The organism is Acidithiobacillus ferrooxidans ATCC 23270, from assembly GCF_000021485.1.
Lineage (GTDB): Bacteria > Pseudomonadota > Gammaproteobacteria > Acidithiobacillales > Acidithiobacillaceae > Acidithiobacillus > Acidithiobacillus ferrooxidans.
This window is the reverse complement of record NC_011761.1, coordinates 1069750-1085211: the sequence shown is the minus strand read 5'-3', so window position 1 is coordinate 1085211 and position 15462 is coordinate 1069750. Positions and strand designations below refer to the sequence as shown.

17 protein-coding genes are annotated in these 15462 nt (G+C 57.1%); 16 read left to right on the top strand and 1 reads right to left on the bottom strand.

Translation table 11 applies throughout. The annotated features are described in order from the left end of the window. The first annotated feature begins 255 nt into the window (after window positions 1-255). From AFE_RS16335 to AFE_RS05795, 7 genes are all read left to right on the top strand, one after another. Window positions 256-456 (top strand): hypothetical protein, encoded by a 201-nt coding sequence (locus AFE_RS16335; RefSeq protein ID WP_041645656.1) that lies wholly within the window; start codon window positions 256-258, stop codon window positions 454-456. After that, window positions 453-2282, top strand: coding sequence for a BRCT domain-containing protein (locus AFE_RS05825; protein ID WP_012606902.1), 1830 nt, complete (start codon window positions 453-455; stop codon window positions 2280-2282). Before AFE_RS16335 ends, AFE_RS05825 begins: the two co-directional genes overlap by 4 nt. Next, entirely contained in the window at window positions 2283-2972 is a 690-nt protein-coding gene (locus AFE_RS05820) for an EAL domain-containing protein (protein ID WP_041645651.1), read from the top strand. A gap of 16 nt (window positions 2973-2988) precedes the next feature. Then, the gene (locus tag AFE_RS05815) at window positions 2989-3297 is read left to right on the top strand and encodes a hypothetical protein (protein WP_041645646.1); all 309 of its coding nucleotides are present in this window, start codon (window positions 2989-2991) and stop codon (window positions 3295-3297) included. Window positions 3298-3630: 333 nt separating this feature from the next. Continuing rightward, complete coding sequence (locus AFE_RS05805) at window positions 3631-4746, top strand: metallophosphoesterase family protein (RefSeq protein ID WP_012606899.1); 1116 nt, start codon at window positions 3631-3633, stop codon at window positions 4744-4746. Continuing rightward, window positions 4746-7373, top strand: a complete 2628-nt coding sequence (locus AFE_RS15320; protein ID WP_012606898.1) for an AAA family ATPase — start codon at window positions 4746-4748, stop codon at window positions 7371-7373. The genes AFE_RS05805 and AFE_RS15320 overlap by 1 nt, the downstream gene beginning before the upstream one ends. Before the next feature lie 186 nt (window positions 7374-7559). After that, window positions 7560-8225, top strand: a complete 666-nt coding sequence (locus AFE_RS05795; protein WP_041645638.1) for a hypothetical protein — start codon at window positions 7560-7562, stop codon at window positions 8223-8225. A gap of 61 nt (window positions 8226-8286) precedes the next feature. Here the strand turns inward: AFE_RS05795 and AFE_RS05790 are convergent, their stop codons facing one another. Next, the gene (locus AFE_RS05790) at window positions 8287-9000 is read right to left on the bottom strand and encodes an outer membrane beta-barrel protein (protein ID WP_012606894.1); all 714 of its coding nucleotides are present in this window, start codon (window positions 8998-9000) and stop codon (window positions 8287-8289) included. A 205-nt stretch (window positions 9001-9205) separates the two neighbouring features. Here AFE_RS05790 and AFE_RS15315 point away from each other — a divergent pair, with 205 nt between their 5' ends. The 9 genes from AFE_RS15315 to AFE_RS16025 all read left to right on the top strand — a co-directional run bounded on the left by AFE_RS15315 (window position 9206) and on the right by AFE_RS16025 (window position 15278). Next, window positions 9206-9820 carry a modification methylase gene (locus tag AFE_RS15315; RefSeq protein WP_012606893.1) on the top strand — a complete coding sequence of 205 codons (615 nt, stop codon included), beginning with the start codon at window positions 9206-9208 and terminating at the stop codon, window positions 9818-9820. A gap of 76 nt (window positions 9821-9896) precedes the next feature. After that, entirely contained in the window at window positions 9897-10628 is a 732-nt protein-coding gene (locus AFE_RS05780; protein ID WP_148208611.1) for a hypothetical protein, read from the top strand. 81 nt (window positions 10629-10709) lie between these two features. Then, window positions 10710-11195: a DUF5131 family protein gene (locus AFE_RS16915; protein ID WP_049759438.1), complete on the top strand. Its 486-nt coding sequence runs from the start codon at window positions 10710-10712 to the stop codon at window positions 11193-11195. Beyond that, window positions 11168-11671, top strand: coding sequence for a DUF5131 family protein (locus AFE_RS16910; RefSeq protein WP_049759437.1), 504 nt, complete (start codon window positions 11168-11170; stop codon window positions 11669-11671). Before AFE_RS16915 ends, AFE_RS16910 begins: the two co-directional genes overlap by 28 nt. A gap of 20 nt (window positions 11672-11691) precedes the next feature. Then, entirely contained in the window at window positions 11692-12408 is a 717-nt protein-coding gene (locus AFE_RS05770) for an ATP-grasp domain-containing protein (RefSeq protein WP_012606891.1), read from the top strand. Beyond that, window positions 12408-13019 (top strand): uracil-DNA glycosylase, encoded by a 612-nt coding sequence (locus tag AFE_RS15300; protein WP_012606890.1) that lies wholly within the window; start codon window positions 12408-12410, stop codon window positions 13017-13019. Before AFE_RS05770 ends, AFE_RS15300 begins: the two co-directional genes overlap by 1 nt. Before the next feature lie 31 nt (window positions 13020-13050). Then, window positions 13051-13401 carry a hypothetical protein gene (locus tag AFE_RS05760; protein WP_012606889.1) on the top strand — a complete coding sequence of 117 codons (351 nt, stop codon included), beginning with the start codon at window positions 13051-13053 and terminating at the stop codon, window positions 13399-13401. An 84-nt stretch (window positions 13402-13485) separates the two neighbouring features. Continuing rightward, the gene (locus AFE_RS05755) at window positions 13486-14712 is read left to right on the top strand and encodes an RNA-guided endonuclease InsQ/TnpB family protein (RefSeq protein ID WP_012606888.1); all 1227 of its coding nucleotides are present in this window, start codon (window positions 13486-13488) and stop codon (window positions 14710-14712) included. A 101-nt stretch (window positions 14713-14813) separates the two neighbouring features. Beyond that, a complete protein-coding gene (locus AFE_RS16025; protein ID WP_012606887.1) occupies window positions 14814-15278 on the top strand; it encodes a hypothetical protein in 465 nt (154 codons plus the stop codon). The last annotated feature ends 184 nt before the right edge of the window (window positions 15279-15462 follow it).

Sequence of the window (15462 nt, the reverse complement as noted above, 5' to 3'; positions counted from 1 at the left end):
GGGCTCGCAACGCTTTCCATGATGGAAATACATGGCAGCGGCGTATTGCCTTCGTTGGCATGGGTTACCTTGTTGTTTTCGTTGGCAGGACTCGTCTATCAATTGTTTTCCATGTTGCATTTGGCTAGTAAAGGCAGATGATTTATTTCCATGATGGAAAATTATAGCGCAATGTTTTATATAGGTTTTATTGTTGACATTGGTTCTTTCGTCACGTAGATTGGGTGCATGGACAACGCAGAACAAGGACGATACATGCGCATCAAGATTGAGGTATTCGCGGATCTGGTTGATGTGGATCTCACACCAGAAGATATCCTGGTAAAAGCAACGGCGGATCGCATGCAAAGCGCTATTAGCATGGGATTGCTGGATGCTGGAGCATCCTATTCCGTATGCGGCTCATCGGTTACGGTCAACGCGCTGAAAACGGCAGACTGCGGAGGTTGCCAATGAGCCTCGTACACAAGCTGGAAGAAGCCAATGCCGCCTACCGCGCCGGCGCTCCGATCATGAGCGACGCCGAGTACGATGCGCTGGTGGAACGTCTTCGCCGTGAGCAGCCCGACCATCCCTATCTACAGACAGTGGAACCCGAACCGGAAAACATCTTTGGCGGTGCCAAGGTGCGTCATCACGCGCCGATGTTGTCTACGGAGAAGGCTTATACGGAAAGTGACCTGATTCGATATTTCAGCGCGGTGACCCGTCAGGCGGCCCGGTTGGGCATGGATGAGGTCATTTATGCGATGACGGCAAAGCTGGACGGTCTAGCCGGCAGCCGGGACCGTGCGCATGGCGTGGATCTGGCGACGCGCGGGAACGGGTTGCAGGGAGAGGATATCGGCAAGGCGTTTGCGCGAGGATTGAAGATCGTTGGCGCGGATGTGGATGGTCCTGGCGAGATAGTCATGCCCAAGGACTTTTTCGAGGAGCATCTGGTTCCGTTGGGCTTTAAGCATCCACGAAATTTCATGGTGGGTTTTGTGGGGGCCGACACGGAAAAGGATCACCACCGCCTGGTAAAAGAATCCGGTATGGCGCACTTCGTTCCTTATGCCAATCTGCCCCGTTTCTATGCCGATAAGGACACCATTCTGCGAGACATCGCGTACATCTCGGAAGACATACGCAAGAATACCCCGTATGACACCGACGGTATCGTCATCGAAGTGGAAGAACCGGAGCTGCGCGCCGCGTTGGGCAGCACCAATCACCACCACCGTTGGCAGATCGCCTACAAAACCAAAGGCGAAACGGCAGAAACAACGGTTACTGGCGTGGTCTGGCAGACGGGGCGCACGGGCCGCATCACCCCGGTGATCGAGATCGATCCGGTGGAACTGTCCGGGGCGACCATTCGTCGCGCCACCGCCCACAACTTCCAGAAGGCACGGAAGGACGGGCTTGGCGTGGGGTCGCGGGTCACCATGATCCGTTCCGGCGAGGTGATTCCCTTCATCATGGACGTGCTATCCCCTGCCCCGCTGGATGTGCCCACGGCTTGTCCCTGCTGCAACGGACCCGTGGAAGAGGATGGCGAATACCTCACTTGCGTCAACCCGCATTGCGAAGCCCAGGCGGAAGGCGCAATCAGCCATTTTTTTAAGATCATGGGTACGGCGGATGGATTCGGCCCCAAAGCCGTGGAGAAGATCGTGGCGGCGGGCATTACCGATATATTGGCCGTGCTGGACATGACCCGCGCCGACTTCGAAGGTATGGGCTTCGGCCCTGGGCAAGCGGAAAATCTGGAGCGGGAAATGAAACGTTGCATGAGTACGCCCGTTGAGGATTGGCGATTCCTGGCCGCATTTGGCATCCGATATCTGGGGCGCGGGGACAGCAAAGCTTTGCTGTGCGCGATTGGGGGACTGGATGCGCTCAATGGCATCACGCCTGCGCAGATCATGGCGATAGATGGATTTGCCGAAAAAACAGCTCTCTGCATCGCTCATGACCTAACGTGGCGATGGATGGAGATCGAGGCGGTTAGGGATCGGATGGAAGCGCCCTTGGTTTCATCGGCGCCAGCGGGCGACATTGGAACGCTCCCGCTTGCTGGTATGTCCCTGGTTTTCACGGGCACCTTCAGCAAAGATCGGGAGGTGATGGAAACCCAGGCGGAAGCGTTGGGCGCCAAGGTGCAATCTGGCGTCAATGGCAAGACTTCGGTTCTGGTGATTGGAGAGAAGCCGGGAGCGTCAAAGACCACGAAAGCGGCGGCATTGGGCACTCCGGTTTGGACGGAAGCGGAGTATTTACTTCGCATTGGGGGGTGAATGATGCGCTTGGTTCACCAACGCCCATATCCGTCATGCAGAATCACCAGGGAGCCCATCGTTGACCTGGAATCCGGCGCTGCGATCGCGGAAGAAATCCTTTGTCGAGAGGATCCATTCCCGGATGACGCGTCGGCATGGAGATCATTTTATCGACGGCTGTTCGCCTGCGACCTGGAAACGGCGAACGGAGCGGCCATGGCGTTTAACCTGGATACGCGGCATGTGCTGGATCCGGAAATCTGGCAAGGCACGGAGCGCTTTCTCGGCGAGCGAGACGCCCGCCGCTGGGTGATCGAGTGGACTGAGCACGACTCTGGAGACCATCTGCAGGCCGCGAAAAAGCTACGCAGCCTGCATCGGCGAACGGGCGTTGGCATCTCCATCGACGATGTTGGAGCGGGTTTCGATGGTCACGCCAGGCTATCGGCGATGAGCCGCGCCCAATGGGTCAAGATAGACGGCGGGCTTTTCCAGGCCGCACGCATGGATGGCCCCTCTCGCGCCATGGTCCAAGGCATTTGCGACATGGCCAAGGATATCGGGGCGAGGAGCGTGATCGAATGGATCGAAACCGAAGAGGATTTGGAGTTGGCCAGGAATTTGGCCGCCGACTGCGGGCAGGGGTACCTGTTCACTTTCGCGGCGGCGAAGATGATGGGATTGAGAAACCGCGCAAGTCGCGTTTAACTAAAAGGAGAAAATCGTGCATATTTTAGCAGAAAGCGAACGCGCTTGGCTTATTGACGCGCTTCGGGAAGCCGATAGAGAAAATGTTGGTCTGGATCCGCGCTGCGAAGAATCGGACGCACACCTGATCTTTGAGGCGTTGCATGTTTTGGCAGACGGCATCGCTGAGCGCCTGTTCGATATGTTGCATCCTTGCGGTCAAAATCACCACTCGGCGGCGAATCCGGGAAGGACCATGTTGGCATTTCATTTGGTGTACGCACAAGGGTCCAGCGCGGCCATTGACCGGCTTGGTAGCGTTCAAGATGCCGGCAAAGCGGCTTAACACGCTATTTCTTGTGGCTATGCTGCTCTCCGGCTGCGCCACCGACTGGCACCGGCCCGGCACCTCAAAGACCATCATGGAAGAAGACCTGGGCCATTGCGAACAAAAGGCGGCCGCCTTGTACCCACCGAAGGTGGTCACGGTTCAAGCGTCCCCTGGGTACTGGTCGCCGGCCACCCAGCAATGCTGGCGGTCCTGGCGGGGATACACTTGCCAGCAGTATCCTGCAACCTGGAATCCGCCCACCTATGCTGAACAGGACCAGAATGCGCCTGCGCGGCGGTCTTGGATCCATGACTGCATGAAGAGCTTGGGCTACAAAGGATAGAATCGATGAAGCTACTACACACCGCAGACTGGCAAATCGGCAGAACCTATGCGTTCTTTGAGCCGGATGACGCCGCCGTGCTTTCCGAAGCTCGCACCACCACCGTCGAACGCATCGCCGCCCTGGCCACGGAGGAGTGCGTGGACCTGGTGGTGGTGGCCGGTGACGTGTTCGATGCACAGACCGTGACCGACCGCACTATGCGCCGTCTTTTTCTTGCCATGCAGGGCTTTGCCGGGCCGTGGTGCCTGCTCCCCGGCAACCATGACGCGGCACTTTCGGAGAGCGTGTGGACGCGAGCCCGCCGTCTGGGCCTGATCACTCCGAACATCCATCTGCTGCTGAGTCCAGCCCCGATCCTCTTGCCAGACCAGGGCGTGGCCATCCTGCCCGCCCCGTTAACCCAGCGGCAGACCAGCGACGATCTCAGCGCCGCTTTGGACGCCATGGAGACACCACCTGGGCTCCTGCGTATTGGGGTGGCGCATGGAGCAGTTCAAGGCGTTCTGCCGGAAGGCATCGATTCCTCCAACCCCATTGCGCCAGACCGCGCGGAAACCGCCCGGTTGGATTATCTCGCGTTGGGTGACTGGCATGGCTGCAAGGAGATCAACGCCCGTACCTGGTACGCCGGCACGCCGGAACCGGAACGCTATGTGGACAATGATCCGGGGCAGGTTCTGTTGGTCGAAATCGCCGCTCCCGGCATGGTTCCACAGGTGACTCGGCACCCGGTTGGCCAGTACCAATGGGTACGGTGGGAGCGGGAATTTCAAGTCGCAGAGGACGTGGATGCCTTGGATGAACGGCTTTCCACTTTGGATAGCCGCTTCGTGGTGCGCCTGGATCTGTCTGGAGTCCTGGATATCACCGCCCGCCAGCGCTTGTTGGAGAACCTGGCCGTCGCATCTGCCCGGGTTCGGGCGTTGGAATATGACCTGGCAGAGATCCGCTTGCAGCCCACGGATGCTGACATCGCGAACATGCAGGCCGATGGATACTTGTCCGACGTGATTGGCGAGCTGCGGGATCGCTCGGCCGTACCGGACCAGAAAGAGGTCGCCACGGAAGCACTGGTCATCCTCGCCGATATTTTGCAGAACCAACAGGGGGCCGCGTGATGCAGATAGAACGATTGGAGATGGAGCAGGTTCGCCGTTTTCGCGAACCGCTGGTCATTGAGAATCTGGGGCCAGGCCTAAACCTCTTTGCCGGCCCAAATGAAGTTGGCAAAAGCAGCATCGTCCGGGCCATACGGGCGGCATTCCTGGAGCGGTACCGATCCACCAAGGTGGAGGATCTGGGTACTTGGGGCGTACATAATGTCGCTCCAGCGGTCAAAATCCATTTTCGCTGGAACGGTCAACCCTGCATTCTCGAAAAGCAGTTTCTGGGGAAAAAGACCTGTTCCCTCAAAATGGGCGATGAAACGCTAACGGGCGAGGACGCCGAAGATCGTCTCGCGCAACTATTGGGCTTCACCCTGGCCGCCAAGGGCGGTATCCGCGATGAGCAACTGGGTGTACCCGGGGTGCTCTGGATTGAGCAAGGCCGTGGCCATGAACTGGAAGACGCGGTGCGGGCGTCGGTCGATCACCTGCGCTCCGCTCTGCCGCAGTCCATGGAGTCACTGGGAAGCCGGCACGGAGATGCGGTGGCCAGCGCGGTGTCCCGGCAGTTGAGCGAACTCCTGACGGCTAGCGGCAAACCGCGCGGGGACTACAGCGCACTTCTCAGCGCCATTGACGTCTTGCAAAACGACATGGCGGAAACACGCGGGCGGATAGCGAGCTACCGCGAGCAGGTGGATGAGCTAGGCCTTTTGCGCGCCGCCCATCACCAAGATATTCAAAATAAACCCTGGGCTCAGCTCCGCGCACAGGCGGAAGCGGTGCAGCATCGCCTGAAAACCGCCCTGGAATGCGCGGCGCAACTGAAGACCTTGGAAAACGAACTGGGGCGGCTCCGCAGCCAGGCTGAACTGTTGGCCAACCATCAGAAGCAGCACAAGATGGCCGAAGAGGAGGCCGCAAGAATTGCCCTGGATCTGGAACGCTGCAAAACGACAGCAGAAGCCGTTGACGCCCGCATAGAGGGGTTGCGTGAAGCGGATCGTGCAGCAAAAGCGACATGGGAAACAGCCCGTGAACAGGAGCAGCGCGCGCGGCAGATGCAGGAAATCCATGCGCAGCAACAGGAAGCCGTGGATCTTCGGGCAAGCCTGGGTGAGAAGCAGGCCCGGCTCGAACAGGCACAAGCCCGTGAAACCCGCCTGGCCACTGCTGGCGCCTGGTTGAACAGCCAGCATCTCGACTCTGAAGGCCTGGCGGCATTGCGGGTACTGGAACAGCAGATCCGCGAAAACCAGATCCGCCTCGAACGATTCGCCACCAAAATGCATTATCGATTGGAGTCCGGTATCCAGATGCATATTGGATCAACGACGATTGATGGTGAAGGCGAGTGGTCTATCTCCAAGCCGGTACAGATCCGTATCCCGGATGTCGGTACCCTGGAGCTTTCCCCGGGTGAAGAGGCGTTATCCAATCTGGATCAGCAGCAGGCTGCGTTGCAACACGAGTGGACGATGAAGCTGGCGGAGTCCCACGTCGAATCCTTGTCAGAAGCAGAGCGGTTGTGGGCCACTATTCAGCGGGAACAGGCACAGAGCGAACAGGATCGTTTCATGGTGAAGTCTCTAGCCCCTGAAGGGATAGAGGCGCTGGCCAGGCTGATCGCGACAGGTCGTGAACGGCTGGGCTATCTGGAACAGTCGCTTTCCAGCACTACCCTGCCGACCGAGACGGTTTCGCTTGATGAGGCGCGGGAAAACCGAGAGATGGCGGAGCAACACTGGCGTCTGCAAACAGAATTGCTGCATGCGGCGGAAACGGAACAGGCTGGCTTGGTGACAGAGATGCAGATGCTGCAGGCGAATCATGCGAAGCAGCAAGCGCTGATTGACGAGACTGCGCCACTTTTTCCACAATGGATGGAGAGCACCCGGCTTCTCGATGCCCAACAGGGCGACAATCTCCTGCAGCAAAATCGCCTGCGCGAACAACTCTCCCGTGAAGACCCGGAAATGCTGCAACAGGATGCGGACCGCTACCTTAAAAGCGCGGAGATCGCGGAAACACGGCACCGGGAACGCGCGGAGCGTATGGCCCGGCTGGAAGCGCAACTGGAGACCAGCAACGCGCAAGGACTGGAGGAGCGCCTGGCAGAGCAGGAAACCGACCTGGCGGCCAAGGAACGACGAGCGCGGCAACTCAGGGTCCGTGCCGATGGTCTCTTGCTTCTCTCTGGGCTTATTGAGGGGCACCGGGATGCGCTCTTGCAGAAGCTCCAGGCGCCGTTACAGGCCCGGGTGGATCACTACCTGCGGCTTTGGTCTCCAGGCGCCCGCCTCCAATTGGGCACGGATCTGGAGCCTGTGGAGATCCACCGCGAGCGCGGGTTGTTGGGTGTGGAATCAGCCTCTTTCTCGGCGCTCAGCTTTGGTGCCAGGGAACAAGTTGCCCTGCTGATGCGGCTGGCCTATGCCGATGTGCTCAAAGAAGCCGGCCGCCCTACGCTCATCATCCTGGATGACGTGCTGGCACACAGCGATATTATGCGCCTGAACGCGATGAAACGCATTCTGAATGACGCCGCCAAACGGCACCAGATCCTGCTGCTGACCTGCCATGAGGAGGACTGGGCGGATATGGGCGTATCTATGCGCTCGATAGGCAGCGTCGCATAAAGATGCAAGATGGAACTGGGTAGCGATAATATGGCTTGATAAGAGATGCAACATGGAACGGGCAACTTCATGAATGCGCGTAATATTATCTCCAACTTTTTACAAAACATGCTTCCCTTTCCGCAATTGTTTTGCTAACATTTTCTCTGGCAAGAATGCAACCGCAAAACGAAGAGGGTTTTCAAGATGAAGAAAGCACATGCGCTCCTGGGCGCCCTAATCACCGCCGGTCTCGCTGGCTGCGCGACCACACCGAACATGCACTATTCCGGCGTCACGCCGCAGGCTAGTGTCCAGCACAAGAACGTTGCCCTGGTAACCAATGTTACGAACGGAACTTTTAAGACTACTGGATGCGTCATGGAATTAACACACAAGTGCCGCGAGCTGACCTTTTCCAAGAAAGCGCTTACGTCGAACTACGACAGACTGGAAAGCAGCGCTTTGCAGCAATCTGGGGCACTGCCCACATTAGCCAAAAACGTCCCCTCTAGCGGATGGGCTGTCGAGACGGATATCAGCACACTTGCCCCGAATAAGTACGAGGCCATAGTGCATTACGATCTGGGAAAAACCTTGGGCATGGGGCTTATTCCCGTTGTCGGTCTTTTCACTCCGCACTATTACACGATGGACGTGAACTTGGTGGACAACGTGACCATTTTCCACGACGGAAAGGCCGTTTGGCATGATCGAACACCTGTCCACATGAAGAAAAACATCTCCGGATCCCGATTCAAGATTGGCGGCACCCACAGCGAAGCCGCCTACAAGGTCTATCGTGAGGCGCAGACCAGTGCCGTTTCGCAAACGATGGTCGGACTCGGCCAGGCCATGTCGAAATCCGGCTGAGTGCGTTTTACGGACAGCAAAAAGGCGCCACCCTGGCGCCTTTTTCTTGGCATGTCCTGGGTCAGAAACTGTAACCCAGACCCACATTACCCTGCAGCAGATTCAAGTTGGCGCCGCCATTCGTGTAGTCGTCGTACTTGAATCCCGCCAGCGCGTACCAGGGGCCCGAGATCTGGTAGTCGGCCTGCAGGCCGACTTGAACCACGTTGGATGACCCGCTCGTGCTGGTCACCGAGGTGGTCGATCCATTGCCGCTGAGCGTGTCGGTGGCGCTTACGCCGGCCAAATACGCCACGTCTCCGGTGAACACCAGGGGTCCCATGCCGTAACCGGCTTCCAGCCCGCCGCCAATGGCGTTATTGGTGAAATGCAGCGAGGCGTTCTGCACCTGGCCGGCGTTGAAGTTGGTGCCGAAACGGCTGTACTGGTAGGCCAGGTAAGGGCCGACACGGAAGTTCTGGGAGAACGGGAACAGATATCCGGCCTTGACGTTGATGCCGGTCATGCCGCCACCGGTGGTCTGGTAGGGGCTCTCGATCAGCGTATCGAAGTCGTGATGGTAGTCGGCCGAGAGCATCCAGCCCTGGTTGGTCATGAACGATCCTTTGACGCCGATGCCACCCGCGCTGTTGCCGCCGGAATTGCTGATGCCGGAGATGTTGCCGTAAACGGCGGCGCTGTTCATGACGCCGGACAGATCGGATGCCATCGCCATGCCGGATGCCATCAGACCGGCGGCGAGGGCGGCAAGGATGAGGGGTTTTTTCGCGAACATAGGGTATTCCTTATGAGTATGGCGGAAGTGCCAACAGCGAGAATTTTATAGCCGCAGCCCTATGTTGTCAACACGCAACAATAAAAATTCCATCATGGAACGATGAAGTTTTTACCGATGCATCATGGAGTTGCAAAAATAATGGTTGCGCCAACTGAGATAGTATATTACTATTGCTTAACCCAAGTGGACCAAGGATGTAGCGATGAGCAATCACACAAAGGGCCCATGGCACCGCAACGTATCGCCAGCCACCAAGTACCCTACGATCTTTGCGGGGCGTAATACGCACGTTGCTCGGGTGGTCACGGACGGCGGGCTGACGCCAGAGGAAGTCGAAGCGAATTGCGATTTGATTGCGGCGGCTCCAGAACTGCTGAATGCGCTTGAAGCTATGCTGGAAATCTATGGTGGGGCCTACGACAACGAATGTCGGCGCAAGGACGAGCAAGAGCAGCGCACCATTGCGAAGGCGATCCGGGTGGTAGAGAAAGCGAACGGGCTTCGCAATGTCATTGAGCGTGGCCATGTCTGCAGTGATACCGCAGCATACCGACGACACGCCAAGGCCATGGGATTGCCGACCCATGGCGCCATGCAGCCAACCACAATTCCGGACTTTTTCATCCGGTTGCTTACTCAGCCGGATGACCTCGTGGTGGATCCGTTTGGGGGCACGGTAAAAACGGGCCTAGCTGCTGAGCGTTTGGGGCGGCGATGGTTGGTGACGGAATGGATGCTGGAGTATCTGCGTGGGGCATCTGAAATGTTCTGTGAATTCGCTGGCTTTTCCATGCACGAATGTATGATGGCTATATAGAGCCAATCTAGGAGTCCTAATTATGCCAAAATTCAAAAAGATCACTTATTCCGTCGAAAACAAGGCGGGCGCTAAAGTGGAACTGGCCGTGGATATCAACATAGACGCAAACGGCATTTTTTACGCCACCTTACCCCTGTATATCAAAGACGCCGTTGACCCATCCCATATCCATCATGGGGTGTCTGTAAAGGATAAGGACAAGTTTCGGGTACAGGCGTCCACCTTTGAAGCGTTGGACAAGGTGATTCTGGCATCGGTTCATGCGTATGCGCAACCAAAGGTCACAGAAACACCGGTTATACTTTATATCATTGAATCGCACGTTGCGTTCGCCGAGGACGAAAATGGCCATGTTTGTCCCAACGCTGGATGGCCTGGCGCGAGATGGAATCAGGATGAACGATTTGGCAATCATCATTCATCGAATCTGACGCAAGGTTACAGCCTCTCCGTTGGGGCGCGGGCCATGCTTAAAATAACGCATCGTTACGGGTCCACTGAGAGGGTGGAATATCGATTGTATTACAAAGGCGATAGCCATTTGGGTCGGGACAATCCGGCGCAATTACTCAATTCTTGGGGAGGGTTTTCGTTAGGGCGATCTCCGAAGGAAATACCCTATTCCGATGAAGCGGCGTTGTTCTTTCATTCGCTCATGATGGGCATGGCGGAAATGAGCCGTAAAATTCAGGATGCGACTTTCGACCAGGAACGGTTGATGCAGGCGATAGCGCAATCCAGACCGGGTTTTGCCTTGTTGCCTGGGGCCATGCCGGAATTGGAGGACGTGAAGAGCGATGGCTGACATTGGTCGACGTATCGTAAAGGCACGTTGCTCGGCTTGTCACGGCATCTATGACATATCTGTGCCAAACAAGGAGGAATCATGAGTGACAAAACGGGTATCGCATGGACGGACGCAACCTGGAACCCTGTAACCGGGTGCTCCAAGGTATCGCAGGGCTGCAAAAATTGCTACGCCGAGCGTGAATGGGGCAGGCTTTCCGCCAACCCCAAGGCTACGAATTACTATGGCCGGTCGTTTTTGGACGTAGCCTGCCATGAGGATCGCCTGGACCAGCCTTTGCGGTGGAAAAAGCCGCGCATGATCTTTGTGAATTCCATGTCCGATTTGTTCAATGAGGACGTGCCGGACGACTTCATCGACCGGGTGTTTGCTGTCATGGCGCTGGCGCAGCAGCACACGTTCCAGGTGCTCACCAAGCGGCCGGAGCGGATGCTGCAGTGGTTTGACCATGGGTTCGACAACCGCGAGCACTCTGTGGGCCAGGCCATGCGGGAAATTGCCGCAGCCCGTGGCGACGACGACGCGGGAACGTCTGGATGGGCGTATCTGTGGAAGATCAGGTGACGGCGGATGAGCGTATCCTGTTATTGCTGCAGGCGCCTGCGGCTGTGCGCTGGATCAGTGCTGAACCTATCCTGGGGCGCATAGATCTGGAGCACGTCCGGCTCGATGAAGATACCTATTACAACGCACTGACGGGCGACTCGTTGATGTTGAGTCACACCATCATTCCCATGGAAAACATATTAAATTGGGTGGTTTTAGGCGGAGAGTCAGGAAGCGATGCACGCGCCATGGATGCGCATCATTTGCGATCCTTGATAAAGCAATGCCAAAGATCTGGCATTCCAGTTTTTGTGAAGCAGTTGGGGTATCGGTTCATGGACCTGGACAACATGGTTTACGGTGCTGGCGTGCCAACGACTGACACAGCCCGGCAATTAAGGCACCGTGCCGGCGCGGACATGGATGAATGGCCGGAGGATTTACGGGTTCGGGAATGGCCTTTCGCATTGAATTTCAAGGAATACGGTCGATGACGGAGACCAAAGGATAAGACATGAACTGGATCAAGGTTATCGCGCAAATTGGATACTCCCAGACAGAAACCTGGATCGCTCGCGTCTACGGCGACGCCTACGCCGTCCGACTAGAGGATATTCCTTCGTTGCCGAAATCCGGCTGGATGCCGATTGGCACGGTGGAGTTCTGCCGGACGGCGACGGTGCATCAGGGCATCCAGGAGCCAGATCCGTTGGATTACCCGGAAGCCTTGACGAAGTGGATGCCTTATGGGGGGCACGTTCTTCGCCGCTACGGCGAAATGCCACGCGGCTGGACGCTGGAACAGCACCAGGGGATCCATGGCAAGCCGGTGGTCACCAAGCTGGATGAAAGCCTCTGGAAGCCAGATACGCCATTCTGGACATCCCCTTATCATCGCTTTGGTCCGGAATACCGCTTCTATGTGCTACACGGCGAAATCCTTGGTTATGGTCGCTACGATGATCGGGAGGACGATCCAAATGACCCCCTGCTGCTCGACATGAGGGCCGTCAGGGAGATGATCGATGCCTATCAAAAGGCTGGAGCGCCGGTCGGATATGGCCTGGACGTTGGCGTATCCGACGAGGACGGCATGACCAAGCTGGTGGAGGTCAACGATGGATGGGCGCTCGGTTTTTATAAAGGATCGTGTTCACATCGGGATTATTTGCGGCTACTGGAGACAAGGTGGTTAGAAATATCAGCGCATCTCACGCAAGAGGTTTTCTGATGGATAATTGTCAGCGGTGTCCATCCCTCTGCGCCTCCCGCACCCAAATCGTGTTCCCCGACCTGCCTGAATTTGGCAGGTATTGCCGCGTCCTGGTGATTGGCGAGGCCCCGGGTGCCGATGAGGACGCCCAGGGCAAGGGTTTCGTAGGCCGAGCCGGACACACCCTGCATGCGCTGATGGAAGAGCACGGGCTGCGACGCGGGCATGACTATGGATGCGCCAACATCGTGCGGTGTCGGCCGCCGGAGAACCGGAAGCCAACCGATATAGAAATAGGCATGTGTTTGCCGAATCTCGCAAACACCATTGCCAATGCCCGCCCCGTTGCCGTTCTTGCCGTGGGCGAAACAGCAACTCGCGCCATTACCGGCATCCGTGGTCTTTCGGAGAATCTACGATTCCTGCGGTATCATGACCACGATCCAATCCCTGCGGAAATGCTTTGCAACCTCAATATCCGGGCGATGTGGCCACATGGGGCGAAACTTTTCCCCATGCCGCACACGAGTCCCTTGGCCTGGAACCGCAACGCGCCGGACGGCCGGAAGTGGTCGGCTTGGGGCCGGGAGCAGGTATCGCTATTGGCGGCCTTGTTGCCCAAGGGATAAAAATTGGCTTTTGGAAAAAAGGAGCTTGGTTATGAGCAGGAAACGAGGGGTCGCAAGCCAGAGTAAACGTCGCGCGCCAACCAGAACACCACCGAACTGGAGCAGCCGGATTTTTTTGGCGGCACGTCAGGCGGCTAAAGATTACGCCACTGAATCCAGTGGATGGGATGAAAGCTTGGCGCGACTGGAACAGTTGATCGCCCAATCACTGGATACGGGTACCGACAAGCATGTGGTGCGTGCCATGGAAGATCTGGAGGAGGCTGCCCTGGGCGAGGCGGTCAACACGGTCATGATTTGCGCGGAGAATGCCGCCTCTTCTTTACCAAAAAGCGCGAAAAGCCCCGTCTGTTCACGGTGGGGATGGATAGCGCGGCGGTGAGACGGCTCGATGCCGTTGAAGTTGCCAGTCCAGCCCCGTGGGACCATTTGCTTGCTCGTCCTATGCACTATATAATTATACACCATGCTGATCCAAAAAGCCGTGCGCTACCGACTCGAAACTACACCGGAACAGGAAAACCTTCTGGCTCGCGCAGTAGGTTGCGTGCGCTTCGTCTGGAACCGGGCACTCTCCGTCCAGAAGAGCTATCTCGATCACCAGTGCGGTACCCTGAATTATGCCGGGCTGTGCGATTTGCTCACAACCTGGCGGAACACGGAAGCTTTCGGATTCCTCGCGGAATCCCCGTCGATGCCGCAGCAGCAGACGCTGAAAAACATGACACGGGCACTCAAAGACGCATTCGATAATACATCCGTCAAGAAATTCCCGAAATTCAAAAAGAAGTTCGTCCATGACAGTATGCGCTACCCGGAGCCCGACCATATCCGCTTCGATCTGAAGCCAGCGGACCAAGACGGTCGGCATGTACTTCCTAAAATCTTCCTGCCGAAAATTGGATGGGTGAAATTCCGCAAGTCCTGCATCATCGGTGGTGAAATCCGCAATGTCACCGTCAGCCGTGCGGGTGGGCACTGGTACGTCGCCATTCAGACCGAGAAAACAGTCGCCGATCCGGTTCGCCAGGCTACTACCGCCGTTGGCGGTGACCGGAACGTAGCGGACAATGTCCTGACCTTGTCCGATGGTACTATGTTCCTGCCGGTTACGGCTTATCGGGATCTGCAAAAGAGGCTGGCGCGGGAGCAAAGAAAGCTCGCGCACAAAGTGAAGTTCTCGGCCAACTGGAAAAAACAGAAGGCCAAAATCGCGCGACTGCATCAGCGAATAGCTGCGACTCGCAAGACCATTCTGCATCAGATCAGTACCATCATCAGCAAAAACCACGCGGTGGTGGTACTGGAAGATCTGAAAGTGCAGAACATGACGGCGTCCGCAAAGGGGACCGTCGAGCAACCCGGGCGCAATGTCCGGCAGAAATCAGGGTTGAACAAATCCATCCTCGATCAGGGCTGGGGCATGCTCAAACAGATGCTGGGCTACAAGCTCCAGTGGGCCGGCGGCACACTGCTCTTGGTGGACCCTGCCTACACCTCACAAGCGTGCGCGTCGTGCGGTGCTGTGGACGCCGGGAACCGTAAAGCGGCAGTGTTCCGTTGTCTGCATTGCGGGCACGAAGCGCACGCCGATGTGAATGCGGCACAGAACATCCTCGCAAGAGGGTTAGCACCCTGCGAGGGGTTGCAGTCAACGGCGGGGCACGCCGGGGTAGCCTGTTTCGCGGCGTAAGCCGTGAAGTTGGCCCAAACCAAAAAGAATGGGTCAATCGAAGTGGCTGAAGTAGGGCCGCTGCTGGCAGGAAGGAATCCTCATCCTTTAGGGCGAGGAGGATGTCAACCATCCAGGTGCATACACCAGAGGACAAGGAACTAGGCGAGTTGCAACTGTTTCTGGTGCCCACCTTGCTGGTGATGGAGCCCAATCTGAGAGTACCACAGAGCTTGCCGGACGCCGCCCAGGCCGAAACGCGCTCCCCTCTGGATATTTGCGCCACCAGCCTGCGGCGATATGGGCTCATCGGTCCGGATCCATCCGTGGTGCTTCTGCCATGGTTGTACGCCTACTCCGATCTACCAGGTACCTGGGCTGGCCAGCGACGCATGCTGCGCCACCTGATGGATATCGCCAACGGGCAGGACGCGCCCATCGTCCGCCCGAAGCCGACGGAAGTGTTCGCTGACAATAAAGTATCATCCTGGATCAGCCATATCCCTTTGATTCTAGGTTTTGAACAATTACCACGTTTCACGAAGTATCATCCTGAGCAGCCCTACGACCTTTGCCGACCCTGGTGATAGCGGACAATAAAGTTTCATCTGATGCCTACGGGCATCCCTTGTGCTTGCGCTACACTCAATGACACATAAGCACGGATCTTCTCTCCCAACTTGGGGCCGAGTAATATCGGCCAGAAAGTGGCTGTCCGTATGGTTGATGCGACAGTCCGTTTTTCGGCCATTCCGGCCATTCGGATGCCTG